This is a genomic window from Streptomyces sp. SID3212 (assembly GCF_009865405.1).
GTDB lineage: Bacteria > Actinomycetota > Actinomycetes > Streptomycetales > Streptomycetaceae > Streptomyces.
Window position 1 is genome coordinate 1 of the sequence record NZ_WWJY01000801.1, and the last position, 13,092, is coordinate 13,092.

Below are 13,092 nucleotides of genomic sequence, written 5' to 3' on the forward strand. Positions count from 1 at the left end.
GGTCCACCCGGGTCACCGGGCGGCCCGGCGCGGCGGCACTGAAGGCGCCTGAAGCAGCGGAGGCACCGGAGGCAGCGCGAGAGTCACCGGCGGCGGACCCGACGGCCGCAGCCGCACCCCCCGCCCGCACCTCCGCCTCGTACTCCGCCACCAGCGCCTGCCCCTTCTCCAGCACGCCCTCCGGCAGCACGACCGTGCCCGAGGCCAGGGCTATCAGGTCGACCCGCGCCCCGATCTCCGCCGCGAACTCCGCCAGCCGCCCCTGGTCCGCCGCCGAGCGCATGTCGACCAGGGCCACGATCACGTACCAGGAGCGGGGATAGCGCTCGTGGAGGGCCCTGATGGTGTTCAGGACGGTGTTCCCGGTCGAGAACTCGTCGTCCACGAGCACCAGCGGACCGTCCCCGGCGAACGCCTCGGGGTCCTCCGGCAGCAGCAGGTGCGAGGTCGCGTGCGAATGCGACTCCTCGAAGCCGCCCGCCCGCGCGACGCCCGGCACCGGACGGCGGGTGGAGTGCAGATACGGCGCGTCCCGCACCCCGTCCGCGACCGCGTGACCGAGACCGGTCGCGGTCTCCGCGTACCCGAGGACCAGCGCGCGGGCGACGTCGGGGCCGAGGAGCGTACGGACCCGCTCGCCGAGGGCGACACCCGTGCCGTATACGAGTCCGGGGTGCTGCGGCACGTGCTTGCCGAGGACGTTCGAGACCAGGAGGTGCGCCCGTTTCGGGTTGCGCCGCAGGGCCAGACCGAGCAGATCCCGCAGGTTCTCGGCACCGGCGGGACCGTCCGCGGCACCGCCCGCGAGTTCGACTCCCAGCCGTTCGGCGACCCATGTACCCGACCACACCATTCCGGCGCCCGCTTCCTTCCCCGTCGGATTCCCTGTCGGATTCCCCGTCGGATTCTCTGTCGACTTTCCTGTCGACTCTTCTGTCGTTTCGTACCGCCCGCTCACTCCGCGAGGCCGGCGGTGAGCAGCTCCACGAAGCCGACGTCCTCACGCGCGACACCGAAGACCTCGGCGCGCTGGAGGGTGCGTTCGGCCCACGCGCGGTGGGGCTTCACCTCGTTCATCTTGTTCGTGTACGCCGACCGCAGCACACCGCCCCCGCCCCGCTCCGGCCGCAGGATGTCCTGCGCGTCCGAGAACTCCTCGTGACTGACGACCGACAGCGCGTGCACGGGCAGGACGTGCGAGGGGTGGATGCAGGTCTTGCCCTGGAGCCCGTTGGCCCGGTCCAGCTCGATCTCGCGCAGCAGCCCGTCCAGGTCGTGCTCGATCAGGGCCGTACGCAGTTCCTCGGCGCGCCCCTCCTGGAAGGGGCTCCGGCGCAGCTGGGGCTTGAACATGCGCTCCTGCGTCCTGAAGTACTCCCAGACGGGCCCGGTGACCGTGAAGCCCGTACCGTCCGCCCGTCCCAGGACGTTCACGACGTCCTCGATGATCCCGGCGACGATCCGTACGTCGTACGCGGTCATGTCGGGCGAACGCCGGAGGCCGTACGCAGAGCAGAAGTCGGTGACGCCCAGGCGCAGCGCGAGGACCCGCTCGCGGTACTTGTCGACGACGCCCGCGATGCCGGTGAGCGTCTCGGTCCTGGTCTCCAGGTGGAGCAGCTCCGGCGATTCGAGGACGGGCATGGCGAAGAGCCGGTGGCCGGTGCGTTCCTCGGTGTCGGTGATCGCTTCCAGGAAGGGGGTGCCGCGTTCGGCGGTGAACTTGGGGAGTACAAATCCGGACAGCAGCGCGGCGGCGGGTCCGATCCGCGCCACGAGGTCCGGAATCTGCTCCGGTTCGCGGACCCGGATGAAGAGGAGGGGCAGCGCGTCCCCGCGTGTGTCAAGATCGGCGAACTGCCGGACGAGGTTGTCCTCGCCGGCCTCGACCTCCGAGTCGTCGATGGAATCTTCCAGGCAGAGCACCATGGAGACCACTCCGGAGCGGTGCTGTTTGATCACGTCGTCGGCGAGGCGCGGGCGCGTCGCCGGGCTGTAGAGCGTCGCCCCGAGGGCGGCCGCCATGATGCGGGCCGGGGAGTCGGCGGTGAACTCGCACGGCTCCTGATGGAAGAGGCCCTCGCGGGCAGTGGGCGGGATATGCCCGAAATGACGCATGTTAATCCCCCGTACTGCCGGTGTGGCCGGTTGGACATGTGGCCGGTAATAGTACGTATGGACAGGTGTCAAGAGTTCCCCGTGTGCGTGAAATCCAGGTAACCCGTCCGCTTCACGCCTGTGTCCTGGACATGGAGGGCGGCCCCACGTTGTCCCTACTGCCCTGGGGAAGGCAGGATGACCCGCATGACGCACGCGATGCTGAAGGGCTCGAACGTCCCGCTCGACGCCACCGCCGTACGGGCCGTGCTGCGCTGGTCCCCGGGCACCGGAGTCCCCGATGTGGACGCCTCGGCCCTGCTGCTCGGGACGGACGGCCGGGTGCGTTCGGACGACGACTTCGTCTTCTACAACCAGCCCCGCCATCCGTCCGGGCTGGTCAGAAGGCTGTCCAAGAAGCAGGTCAGCGAGGGGCTGACCGATTCCGTCGAGGCGGACCTCGGCGCGCTCGACCGTACGGTGGACCAGGTGGTCCTCGCGGCGTCCTGCGACGACGAGGGGGAGGACGCGGGCACCTTCCGGCAGGTGCGTGACCTGCGGATCCTGCTGTACGACGCCCAGGTGGCCGACGGCGAGCCGCTGGCCGTGTTCGATGTGCAGCCGGAGACCGGCGACGAGACCGCCGTGATCTGCGGCGAGCTGTACCGGCGCGGGGACGGCTGGAAGTTCCGGGCGGTGGGGCAGGGCTATCTGAGCGGTCTGATCGGTCTGGCCACGGCGTTCGGCGTTTCTGTGGACGACACGGCCGATCCCGCCGACTCGGCCGCCGAGCCGGGCGCGCCCTCCCCCGACGACCAGGCCACCGCCGCCTGGCCGGGACCGGGGCCGGTGACGGCCGTACAGCCGCCCGCCCCTGCCGCGTACGTACCGCAGCCGCCGCTGCCGTCCCAGCCGCCCGCGTACGGCTACCCCCAGCCCGCCGCGGGCGACCCGTCCGGCTACGGCTATCCGCAGCCCGCCGCGGCGCCGCGGCCCGCGTACGGGTATCCGCAGCCCGCCGCGGCGGCCGCCCCCGCCCCCGACCCGAATTTCCGGCTGCCCCCGATGGGCCCCCAGTTCCTCGGCTCGTAGGAGCCGGGGGACACACCCCGGGGTGCGCCGGGGTCTCCGTACGGGGGCCACGCTCAGGTCTTCGTCTTGTAGCCGCGCCCCCATTGCAGCCCCCAGCCGTACAGCCGGTCCAGCTCCGCCTGGAAGCCGTAGACGAACTTCACCTCGCGCCGCACGATCAGCTCGCCCTTGACGGTCTCCAGTGAGAAGACCGCGCAGGAGCGGGCCTGCGGGGCGTGCTCGTCCAGTTCGATCTCGACGCGGGGGCCGTTGCTCGGGTAGAGCGTGATCGTGGCGTGCGTACGGTCGAAGGCCGGCGTCTGGTCGTAGATGTAGACGAAGACCAGGAGCCGCTTGATCTCCTCGCGGTGGTCGAGGTTGATGAAGATCGTCTCGCCCGAGGAACCGCCGAACCGGTCGTCACCGCTCAGTTTGATGTACGGCGCCGCGTTGAGGTCCCCGAAGAAGCCGCCGAGCGGCTGGACGACGCCCTTGCTGCCGTCGGCGAGTTCGTACATGCAGCCCAGGTCGAGGTCCACGTTGACGAACCCCTGGGTGTGCGCCTGCACCACCTCGGGCTGGAAGAGCCTCAAGGGGTGGCGCAGCAGCTGGCCGCTCTGCTTGGAACGGCCGCCGATGTCGGACGTACGCATCCGCCAGGAGAGGTTCACCCGCAGATTGCCCGCCGCCGCGCCCTGCTTGGAGAGCGAGACCGAGGGGCGGCGCTTGGTCAGTTCGATGGAGTTGGTGTGCGAACTCCCCGAATCGAACTGCGAAGCGCGTCCCCCCTGCCACAGGTTGTCCCAGAACGCCATGTCCCACCCCAAACATCGTCGTCGACTCACCGGCACCCCACCGAACAACGGGGCGACCGCGAGGCTTCCGCCTCCCGGCCGCCCCGTCCGGAGCGTTCCCTCGTTCACCGTCCTGTCACACCCGGCGGGCCCGGGCTCACCACGGGCTCACCGGAGCACGGTCCCGCGCAGGTCAGGTACCGATCAGGGACGGATCAGACACTGACCGCGGTTTTGTCCTCGTCCGGATCCTTGCGGCCCTCGTCACCGCCCGCGGCGGCCAGCGCCCTGTTACGGCGCACGGAGGACCAGAAGGAGGCGGCGATCAGAACAATCCCGACAAGTCCGGTGATCACTTCGTTGATCGAGTGCTGGATGGTGACCAGCAGGATCACGGAGAGCGCACCGATCGCGTAGTGCGCGCCGTGCTCCAGGTAGACGTAGTCGTCCAGGGTGCCCTGGCGGACCAGGTAGACGGTGAGCGACCGGACGTACATCGCGCCGATGCCGAGGCCGAGCGCCATCCAGAAGATCTGGTTGGTGATGGCGAAGGCGCCGATGACTCCGTCGAACGAGAAGGAGGCGTCGAGGACTTCGAGGTAGAGGAAGAGGAAGAACGCGGCCTTGCCGGCCAGGCCGATCGCCGAGATCTCCTTGCCCTCCGCGCGGGCCTTCTCCTCCTCTTCCTGCTCGTGCTCCTGCTGCTCCTCCAGGCGGTTCTCGAAGAACGAGGAGAGTCCGCCGACGACGAGGTACGTGATCAGGCCGGCGACCCCGGCGAGCAGGACGGTCGCCGCCTTGTCCTGGGTGCCGGTGCTGGTGTGCGCGTGGGTGGCGAAGGTCAGCGCGGTGCCGAGCAGGGCGATCAACGCGACGCAGACGGACAGCATGTCGACCTTGCCGAGCTTGGCCAGCGGGCGCTCCAGCCAGGCGAGCCACTTGATGTCCCGGTCCTCGAAGATGAAGTCGAGGAAGATCATCAACAGGAACATGCCACCGAAGGCGGCGATGCCCGGGTGCGCGTCGGTGACGAGGTCCTTGTACCGGTCGGGGTCGTCGAGCGCGAGCTGGACCGCGTCGATGGGACCGACCTTGGCGCTGATGGCGACAATGACGACGGGGAACACCAGCCGCATGCCGAACACCGCGATGAGGATGCCCACGGTGAGGAAGATCTTCTGCCAGAAGGCATTCATCTTCTTCAGGATCCCGGCATTGACGACCGCGTTGTCGAACGACAGGGAGATTTCGAGGATCGACAGGATCAGTACGATCCCGAACGCCTCCCACCCCCACTGCCAGGCCGCGAAGGCCAGGCCGACCGCCGTGATGGCGAACGACCAGCCAAAGGTTTTCAGGATCACTGGCTACCCCATCTAGTTTAACGAGGTTTTCCCCCGCGCAGAGCTCTGCTTTACGAAACGTTGACCCCGAAGTCTAGAGCGATGCCCCGCAGACCGGACGCGTACCCCTGTCCTACCGCCCGGAACTTCCATTCCCCGCCGTACCGGTAGAGCTCCCCGAAGATCATCGCGGTTTCGGTCGAGGCGTCCTCGCTCAGGTCGTACCGGGCGAGTTCCTGCCCGTCCGCCTGGTTGGCCACCCGGATGAAGGCATTGCTGACCTGACCGAAAGTCTGGCCGCGATTGTCGGCGTCATGGATCGACACCGGGAAAACGATCTTGTCGCAGTGGGCCGGCACCTTGGAGAGATCGACCAGCAGCGATTCGTCGTCGCCGTCGCCCTCACCGGTCAGGTTGTCGCCGGTGTGCTCGACGGAGCCGTCCGGGCTCGTCAGGTTGTTGTAGAAGATGAACCATTCGTCGCCCAGCACCCGGCCCGACTGGCAGAGAAGTGCGCTGGCGTCCAGGTCGAAGGGCGCTCCGGTGGTGGAGCGCGCGTCCCAGCCGAGACCGACCAGCACCTGGGTGAGGTCGGGTGCGGCCTTGGAGAGGGAGACATTGCCTCCCTTGGCGAGCGTGACGCCCATGATGGTGAGTCCTCCCCGAGGTGGTGTGATGCGGTACTGCCTGCCATGACGCGCCTGACGTCATGCCCGTTCCCGCCCTGTTCATGCCGTTCGGGCCCGTACCGTACCCGTGAACATCCGGACGCGCACCGTCCGGGGTCCCTTTCTGCCGGCGGCTCGCAGCCGGTCAGGACAGGTACGTCTTCTGCCATTGCACCGAGGTCATGTGCAAGGCGGCCTCGGCAAGCGCCAGAGCCGAGGCGGTCTTCAGCTTCTCAAGGCTGCTGTCGATCCACCCCTGAACGTTCGCGCAGCCCTGCTCGCGATACTCGACCGCCTGGATGAGGCATTCGAGCTTGTCCGCGTCGTGCGCACAGATGACTTCCAGGGAGTCGCCCGTCTCGTACTCCTCGACGATCCGCTGAGCCCCCGCTCGCACCGCCGGGTGCGCCGCCGACACCTGGTCCGCGGTCACCTTCTCGTTCGATGCCGCGTCAAGGTAGCGGCGGCCGATGTGGGGGATGTCGCTAACGCGCGTCTCCTGCGTGTCGTGCCAGAGACCGAGCAGCGCCGTCTTCGCCGGGTCGGCGCCTTCCATCATGGCGAGGACCGAACCGATGAGGCCGACACGGAAGGAGTGCTCGGCGATGGTCTCCGGGTCCTTGACCCCGGCGATCCACCACCCCGACCGCTTGGCCCGCTTCAGCATGCCCATCTCGAACAGGAATCCCGCGGTGCCCTTCGCCTGATCCGTGTCTTCCGGCATGTCGTGCGCCTCCCTTTTCACCTGCGGTGGTCGCGTAGAACGTAGTGCACCTCACTGAGTTCCCGCCTTGAACGCGGCGAGATCCGGCAGCCGTCGAGCAGTGTCCCGGTCCGCTCGCACAGCCGGACGGCCAGGTCGGGCGAGACGAGAGGCAGCCACCCGTGGGCCGTGACGAGCGCCCAGAGGGAGTGCGCGTACAGGTCGACGTAACCGGGTGCCTGATGAAGACCGTCGACCAACGAGCGCAGGAGTGACGGAGGCTCCCACCCGGCGAGTTCCCGGCTCCGCATGAAGCCGTCGTTCGCCTGCGGCAGGGACGAGACGCCCAGCCAGTACGCCCAGTAGTTGAGGTTCGCGGTCTCGGCGGTGTCGTCATCGGCCATCGAGCGTTCGATGAAGTCGAGCAGGGGCTGCGGGTCTCCGAGACGTGCGAGAGCGGTCGTGGTCGAACGGGCCTCGGCCCAGCGCGGCGTCCAGCCCCGGACCGCGAGGACGTCTCGGCGGGAGTGAAGGGCTCGGGCCCGCCATGCCGACGCCTCCGGACTGCGGTCGTACGAGGTGAGGTAGAGCGCCTGGCGGTGGAGCAGGGCACCGCCCTCCCCCGAGCCGCCGGCCGACTCGGCCGCTTCCCAGAGGTGGGTGAAAAAGGCGTCGCGCTCCTGCGAACCGAGGAGAGGAGCTTGGGCCGCAGGACCCCGGCGGGGCGGAACCGGACAGCTCGCCAGGGCGGGCGGGGTGGTGCCGTTCACAGCCCAAGCGATCATGTGGGCGGTGTCCCGGGTGTGCACCCAGCCGGCGAGGGGGTGCCCGCGCACAGGACCCGGGGAATCGAGAGCCGTACCGATGATCCGGTCGGCGTCCATCGCGGCGTCGAGCAGTCGAAGGACCGAGGCGGCCGCGCCCAGGGCGGCCAGCCGGCGCCGGAGGTCCGAGAGAGTGCCCGCCTTCACGTTGGCCAGCGGACGACGACCGGACTCCCATCCCTGCACCGTGGCGAGGTCCGCCGTCAACTCCTCCGCCAACTGAGCCTGGGTACGCGGGATGCTCTCGCGTGCGAGACGGAAGACGAACCCCGCGACTGCGCCCGTAGAGGCACGGCTCGCCGGTGACTTGGCGATCATGAGGCCCCCCGTGCGCTCACCCGTCCAACCCGTACTCACAGTCAGTCCTACTGAACTCACGGCAACTTTACGGTGGTTTCGACGGATCCGACCAGGCCTCCACGCCCCGTCCGTACGTACGTTCCAGTCCGACATCCACTCCGCTCCTGAGGAGACGCCATGACAACCGCCGTCGAACAGCCCGCCACCGCGCCGTGGGGCGTCGGCCGCCTCGCCCCGTACCCGACCACCGTCCAGCGCCCGCACGCCTCGGTCGCCGTCGACCCCGGCACGCAGCTCGGGGTGTTCCGCGACCTCTCCGGCCGGGTGGTCGAGATGGGCGCGCACGGCACCAGCAAGGGCACCGAGACCTCGACCACCACGAACTCGGACTCCAAGAACGACCAGGGGCAGGACCAGGACTCCGAGCAGGACTGACGACGTGACCGAGGAGAGGCCGGTCCTGGTGGCCACGGAGGCGGACGACCTGACCGCCGACATGGTGATCACCGAACTCAACCGGCGGAACGTGCCCGTGGTCAGATTCAACCCCGCGGACATCGGCGCCGATCTCACCGTCTCGGCCCGGTTCGGCACCGGCTCGGCCTCCATGTCCGGGCAGATGCGCACTCCGTCGAGAGCCGCCGACCTGACCCGCGTCCGGGCGGTGTACTGGCGCCGCCCCGAGTGGCCGGCCTTCTCTTATCTGGAACCGGACGACGCGCGGTTCGCGGCAGCACAGGTCCGCTTCGGACTCGGGGGCGTCCTCTACGGGATGGACTGTCCGCTCTGGGTCAACCACCCCCTGCGTATCGCTGCCGCCGACTACAAGCCCGCTCAGCTCGCACTCGCTCAGCGGCTCGGTCTCGGTGTCCCTCCTACCCTCGTCACCAATGACCCTGCCGAGGCTCGCGAGTTCATCACCGACCAGCGCGACGTGATCTTCAAGACCTTGCGCTGGACCCCGTACACCCGGGACGGCGTGCCGGTCACAGGATGGACCGATCCGGTGACGGCCGACGAGATCGACGAGAGTGTCCGTGTCACCCCGCACCTGTTCCAGTCCCGCGTCGACAAGGTCGCCGACCTCCGTGTGCTGATCGTCGGCCGACACACGTTCGCCGTACGGATCGAATCCGACCTGCTGGACTGGAGGAAGGACTACGGCGCTCTCACCTACACCGTCGAGCACCTCCCCGACAGGCTGACGAAGGGACTGCATCGTTACCTGGAGTTCCTCGGCCTGGTATCGGGGAGCTTCGACCTCGCCGTGGACCGGGCGGGAAAACACTGGTGGCTGGAGCTGAATCCGAACGGCCAGTGGGGATGGCTCGAAAGGGAGACCGGCCTCCCGCTGTCCTCCGCCTTCGCCGACCTGCTCACACAAGGAGAAACATGACCGACTCCGCGCGCGAGCGCCGCCGACTCGCCGCGCTGCTGGCGGAGAACGGCGTCCTCACGTCCCCTTCGCTGCGCGACGCCGTCGAAGCCGTGCCGCGCGAGCTGTTCCTTCATCCCGGCGTGTTCCTCGACGAGGGCACTGTCTGGCGGCCCGTCACGGCCGCCGTAACCGATCCGGCCGAGTGGCTCAAGATCGCGTACAGCTACGACACCCTCACCACACAGCTGGACGGACATCTGACCGCCGACCGGACCACCGGGCCCGTGGCGGGCGTACCCACCTCTTCGTCCACCACCCCAGCCACGGTGGTCAGCATGATCGAGAGCCTCGGCCTGGACGCGGGAAACCGCGTGCTGGAGATCGGCACCGGCACGGGATACTCCTCTGCTCTGATGTGCCACTGCCTCGGCGCGGACAACGTGACCACGGTCGAGGTCGATCCGGACGTGGCAGAACGCGCCGACACCGCGCTGGAGACGCTCGGATTCTCGGCCTGGACCGTCACGGGCGACGGACTCCTCGGGCACCCCCGCAACGCTCCGTACGACCGTGTGATCGCCACCTGTGCCGTTCGGCGCATCCCTCACACCTGGGTCCGGCAGACCAAGCCGGGGGGCGTCATCCTTGGCACGGTGGGCTCCTGGCCGTACGGGACCGGTCTGGCCCGGGTGACCGTGGGCAATGACGGCAGCGCCGAGGGCGGGATCATCGGCCGCTCCTCGTTCATGCAGGCGCGGTCCCAGGCCGTCGTGCCGGTGGCCGGCGACCTGTCCGCCCGGACCGCGTACGTGGACGACGAGCGGGAGACCAAGGTGTCCCCCACCATGCTGGACGATTGGATGCCCGCGTTCCTCACGCAGCTCGCCTCGCCCGGCGCACATCTCGTCCGCGCCGCACGGAGCGACGGAACCCGCCTGCTCTACCTCTTCGACCCCGATCTGGAGTCGTTCGCGGAGTTCTTCATTCAGGGCGACGGGTGGACGGTCCGACAAGGGGGCCCGGTGCTCCTCTGGGACAGGATCGAGGAGACGCTCGTCGCCTGGGAGGCGGCGGGACGTCCCGAGATCGACTCCGTCCGACTCCGCGTCACTCAGGCCTCGCATCGCTATTGGATCGAGGGAGAACCAGGTCTGGTCTGGGAGCACCGACTCGACTGATCCAGGTCAGGGAGGGGACGCCCCTTCACGGGGTGTCCTCTCCCTGACCTGCATGTTTTGCCAGCTCAGACGTTGACGCCGAAGTCCTGGGCGATGCCGCGCAGGCCCGAGGCGTAGCCCTGGCCGATGGCGCGGAACTTCCACTCCGCGCCGTTGCGGTACAGCTCGCCGAAGACCATCGCGGTCTCCGTCGAGGCGTCCTCGCTCAGGTCGTAGCGCGCCAGCTCGCTGTTGTCGGCCTGGTTCACGACGCGGATGAACGCGTTGCGGACCTGGCCGAAGGACTGCTGGCGGCTCTCGGCCTCGTAGATCGAGACAGGGAAGACGATCTTGTCGACGTCGGCGGGGACGGCGGCCAGGTTGACCTTGATCGCCTCGTCGTCGCCCTCGCCCTCGCCGGTGAGGTTGTCACCGGTGTGCTCGACGGAGCCGTCCGGGCTCTTGAGGTTGTTGAAGAAGACAAAATTGCCGTCGGTGGCGACCTTGCCCTCGGCGTTCGTCAGCAGCGCGCTGGCGTCGAGGTCGAAGTCACCGCCGGTGGTCGTACGGACGTCCCAGCCCAGACCCACGGTGACCGCGGTCAGGTTGGGCGCGGCCTTGGTCAGCGAGACGTTTCCGCCCTTGCTGAGGCTGACTCCCACGAGTCCTCCCTATGTGTTCTCGGGGCCGGGCAACCATGGTCGGCGACTGACGCCGCGGGCCGCGCGCCCCCTGGAGCGTTGGCATCGGATCAACGACTGGATCCTAGTGACCGGTTCCCGGCGGCTGTGCGATTTCCCGGGGTCCCGACCGATTCACCGGACGGATTCAGAGGGCGTCGAGTGCCTGGACGTACTGCCGGAGGTCCCTGGCGTCCGGCAGACCGTTGACGATCTTCCAGCGCACCACGCCCTCCTTGTCCATGATGAACGTCCCGCGCACCGCGCACCCCTTTTCCTCGTCGAAGACGCCGTACGCCCGTGAGACCTCGCCGTGCGGCCAGAAGTCCGACAGCAGCGGGAACTCCAGCCCCTCCTGGTCGGCGAAGACGCGCAGGGTGTGGACGGAGTCGTTCGAGACGGCGAGCAGGACAGTGTCGTCGGCGGTGAGCGCGGGCAGGCCGTCGCGCAGGGCCCGCATCTCGTCCGTGCAGACGCTGGTGAAGGCGAAGGGGTAGAAGACCAGCACCACGTTCACGGCATCGGCGTCAGCATCGGAGTCGCGCCCGTCCCCGCGCAGGTCGGAGAGCCGTATCGTCCGCCCGTGGTTGTCCCGCAGCTCGAAATCCGGGGCGGTGTCGCCCACCTCGATGGCCATGGCGTACAGCCTACGGACGCACGGGGCCCCCGCCGACCCGGGTCGGCGGGGGCCCTCAGGGCTGCCTCGAAGGCTGCTGACTGCTGCGGCTTGCGCGCTCGGATGCGGCGCTCGGAGTGTCAGCGCTTGGACTTCGCCGCCTTGGGCGTGACGAGCCTGCTGCCTGTCCAGTCCTTGCCGGCGCTCACGCTCCGGGTCTGGGACAGGCCCGCGGTCTGGCCGGCCTCGTTGATGTCGCTCGGCTCGACATAGCCATCACGGCCGGTCTTCGGCGTCATCAGCCAGACCGCACCGCCGTCCTCGATCAGACCGATGGCGTCCACCAGCGCGTCCGTAAGGTCGCCGTCCTCGTCACGGAACCAGAGCAGGACGGCATCCGCCACATCGTCGTAGTCCTCGTCGACGAGGTCCTGGCCGATGAGTGCCTCGATGGACTCGCGGAGCTCCTGCTCGACGTCGTCGTCGTAGCCGATCTCCTGGACCACCTGTCCGGGTTCGAACCCCAGCCTTGCGGCAAGGTTGGTCCGTTCCTCCGCGTGGTCCGCGGTCGCGCTCACGGATTGCCTCCTGATCATGTTTTGGGAAATGCGTCAGCCGCGCGCGTACGCGGGGCATTGGCCGTAGTCCACACGGGCGGGGCGGATCGCGCAAGTACCCGGAGGTCGAGACCGCCGAAACGGTGACGTTCCGGGCCCCTTCGTCGCATCTCCTGTCACTTCGACACCGCCTCCTGTGATGCCCGCCACACTTTTCGTCCTTCTTTGCAATGTTATGCCGGATCGGTACGCCATTCGGGTCCCCCTCGTCGAACAGAACACGGGGACGGGGCGGGCGTAAGCTTGCGGTTTGACGGGTTACCCCACAGTAGAGATGACGTTTCCGCCGCCGCGGTACACGATGGATCGACCCCGTGCAGCGGCACGCCCCGACCGACAAGCGAAGGAACAGCGTGGCTTCCGGATCCGATCGCAACCCGATCATCATTGGCGGCCTTCCCAGCCAGGTCCCGGACTATGACCCCGAAGAGACCCAGGAGTGGCTCGACTCGCTCGACGCCGCCGTCGACGAGCGCGGGCGTGAGCGCGCCCGTTACCTGATGCTCCGGCTGATCGAGCGGGCCCGCGAGAAGCGGGTGGCTGTGCCGGAGATGCGCAGCACGGACTACGTCAACACCATCGCCACCAAGGACGAGCCGTTCTTCCCCGGCAACGAGGAGATCGAGCGCAAGGTCCTCAACGCGACGCGCTGGAACGCGGCCGTGATGGTCTCGCGCGCCCAGCGCCCGGGGATCGGCGTCGGCGGCCACATCGCCACGTTCGCCTCCTCGGCCTCCCTCTACGACGTGGGCTTCAACCACTTCTTCCGGGGCAAGGACGACGGCGACGGCGGCGACCAGATCTTCTTCCAGGGCCACGCCTCCCCCGGCATCTACGCCCGCGC

The 13,092-nt window shown here is 68.6% G+C and carries 14 protein-coding genes and 1 pseudogene; 5 read left to right on the forward strand and 10 right to left on the reverse strand.

The window, feature by feature from the left end; translation table 11 throughout:
* Both GT042_RS24355 and GT042_RS24360 read right to left on the reverse strand, forming a co-directional pair.
* A partial coding sequence (locus GT042_RS24355) for a phosphoribosyltransferase domain-containing protein (RefSeq protein WP_202533655.1) occupies positions 1-853 on the reverse strand: 853 nt, incomplete at its 3' end.
* 101 nt (positions 854-954) lie between these two features.
* Positions 955-2,118 carry an HpcH/HpaI aldolase/citrate lyase family protein gene (locus GT042_RS24360; RefSeq protein ID WP_161310869.1) on the reverse strand — a complete coding sequence of 388 codons (1,164 nt, stop codon included), beginning with the start codon at positions 2,116-2,118 and terminating at the stop codon, positions 955-957.
* Between the two features lie 177 nt (positions 2,119-2,295).
* On the opposite strand from GT042_RS24360, the gene GT042_RS24365 reads away from it, so the two are divergent.
* A complete protein-coding gene (locus GT042_RS24365) occupies positions 2,296-3,189 on the forward strand; it encodes a TerD family protein (protein WP_161310870.1) in 894 nt (297 codons plus the stop codon).
* A gap of 53 nt (positions 3,190-3,242) precedes the next feature.
* On the opposite strand, the gene GT042_RS24370 is transcribed toward GT042_RS24365, so the two are convergent.
* From GT042_RS24370 to GT042_RS24390, 5 genes are all read right to left on the reverse strand, one after another.
* Positions 3,243-3,983 (reverse strand): Tellurium resistance, encoded by a 741-nt coding sequence (locus tag GT042_RS24370; protein WP_161310871.1) that lies wholly within the window; start codon positions 3,981-3,983, stop codon positions 3,243-3,245.
* 194 nt (positions 3,984-4,177) lie between these two features.
* Entirely contained in the window at positions 4,178-5,326 is a 1,149-nt protein-coding gene (locus GT042_RS24375; protein ID WP_161310872.1) for a DUF475 domain-containing protein, read from the reverse strand.
* 50 nt (positions 5,327-5,376) lie between these two features.
* The gene (locus GT042_RS24380) at positions 5,377-5,952 is read right to left on the reverse strand and encodes a TerD family protein (protein WP_161310873.1); all 576 of its coding nucleotides are present in this window, start codon (positions 5,950-5,952) and stop codon (positions 5,377-5,379) included.
* A 166-nt stretch (positions 5,953-6,118) separates the two neighbouring features.
* Complete coding sequence (locus GT042_RS24385) at positions 6,119-6,697, reverse strand: HD domain-containing protein (protein WP_161310874.1); 579 nt, start codon at positions 6,695-6,697, stop codon at positions 6,119-6,121.
* Between the two features lie 17 nt (positions 6,698-6,714).
* A complete protein-coding gene (locus tag GT042_RS24390; RefSeq protein WP_161310875.1) occupies positions 6,715-7,818 on the reverse strand; it encodes an XRE family transcriptional regulator in 1,104 nt (367 codons plus the stop codon).
* Positions 7,819-7,977: 159 nt separating this feature from the next.
* Between GT042_RS24390 and tgmA the strand changes: the two genes are divergently transcribed.
* From tgmA to tgmC, 3 genes are read left to right on the forward strand one after another with little or no spacing between them, the layout of a single operon-like run.
* A complete protein-coding gene (gene tgmA, locus GT042_RS24395) occupies positions 7,978-8,235 on the forward strand; it encodes a putative ATP-grasp-modified RiPP (protein WP_161310876.1) in 258 nt (85 codons plus the stop codon).
* A 4-nt stretch (positions 8,236-8,239) separates the two neighbouring features.
* Positions 8,240-9,196, forward strand: a complete 957-nt coding sequence (gene tgmB / locus GT042_RS24400) for an ATP-grasp ribosomal peptide maturase (protein ID WP_161310877.1) — start codon at positions 8,240-8,242, stop codon at positions 9,194-9,196.
* Entirely contained in the window at positions 9,193-10,356 is a 1,164-nt protein-coding gene (tgmC, locus tag GT042_RS24405; protein WP_161310878.1) for an ATP-grasp peptide maturase system methyltransferase, read from the forward strand. The genes tgmB and tgmC overlap by 4 nt, the downstream gene beginning before the upstream one ends.
* Before the next feature lie 65 nt (positions 10,357-10,421).
* On the opposite strand, the gene GT042_RS24410 is transcribed toward tgmC, so the two are convergent.
* The 3 genes from GT042_RS24410 to GT042_RS24420 all read right to left on the reverse strand — a co-directional run bounded on the left by GT042_RS24410 (position 10,422) and on the right by GT042_RS24420 (position 12,209).
* Complete coding sequence (locus GT042_RS24410) at positions 10,422-10,997, reverse strand: TerD family protein (protein WP_161310879.1); 576 nt, start codon at positions 10,995-10,997, stop codon at positions 10,422-10,424.
* A 166-nt stretch (positions 10,998-11,163) separates the two neighbouring features.
* A complete protein-coding gene (locus GT042_RS24415) occupies positions 11,164-11,652 on the reverse strand; it encodes a peroxiredoxin (RefSeq protein ID WP_161310880.1) in 489 nt (162 codons plus the stop codon).
* A gap of 119 nt (positions 11,653-11,771) precedes the next feature.
* The gene (locus GT042_RS24420) at positions 11,772-12,209 is read right to left on the reverse strand and encodes a DUF3052 domain-containing protein (protein WP_161310881.1); all 438 of its coding nucleotides are present in this window, start codon (positions 12,207-12,209) and stop codon (positions 11,772-11,774) included.
* A gap of 392 nt (positions 12,210-12,601) precedes the next feature.
* Between GT042_RS24420 and GT042_RS24425 the strand changes: the two are divergent.
* Positions 12,602-13,092 (forward strand): annotated as a pseudogene (locus GT042_RS24425) (pyruvate dehydrogenase (acetyl-transferring), homodimeric type); the annotation flags it as partial.

Coding starts and splice junctions, on each gene's coding strand:
- GT042_RS24365 (WP_161310870.1), top strand. CDS start 2,296: ATGACCCGCATGACGCACGCGATGCTGAAGGGCTCGAACGTCCCGCTC.
- tgmC (WP_161310878.1), top strand. CDS start 9,193: ATGACCGACTCCGCGCGCGAGCGCCGCCGACTCGCCGCGCTGCTGGCG.
- GT042_RS24390 (WP_161310875.1), bottom strand. CDS start 7,818: ATGATCGCCAAGTCACCGGCGAGCCGTGCCTCTACGGGCGCAGTCGCG.
- GT042_RS24360 (WP_161310869.1), bottom strand. CDS start 2,118: ATGCGTCATTTCGGGCATATCCCGCCCACTGCCCGCGAGGGCCTCTTC.
- GT042_RS24380 (WP_161310873.1), bottom strand. CDS start 5,952: ATGGGCGTCACGCTCGCCAAGGGAGGCAATGTCTCCCTCTCCAAGGCC.
- tgmA (WP_161310876.1), top strand. CDS start 7,978: ATGACAACCGCCGTCGAACAGCCCGCCACCGCGCCGTGGGGCGTCGGC.
- GT042_RS24385 (WP_161310874.1), bottom strand. CDS start 6,697: ATGCCGGAAGACACGGATCAGGCGAAGGGCACCGCGGGATTCCTGTTC.
- GT042_RS24370 (WP_161310871.1), bottom strand. CDS start 3,983: ATGGCGTTCTGGGACAACCTGTGGCAGGGGGGACGCGCTTCGCAGTTC.
- GT042_RS24415 (WP_161310880.1), bottom strand. CDS start 11,652: ATGGCCATCGAGGTGGGCGACACCGCCCCGGATTTCGAGCTGCGGGAC.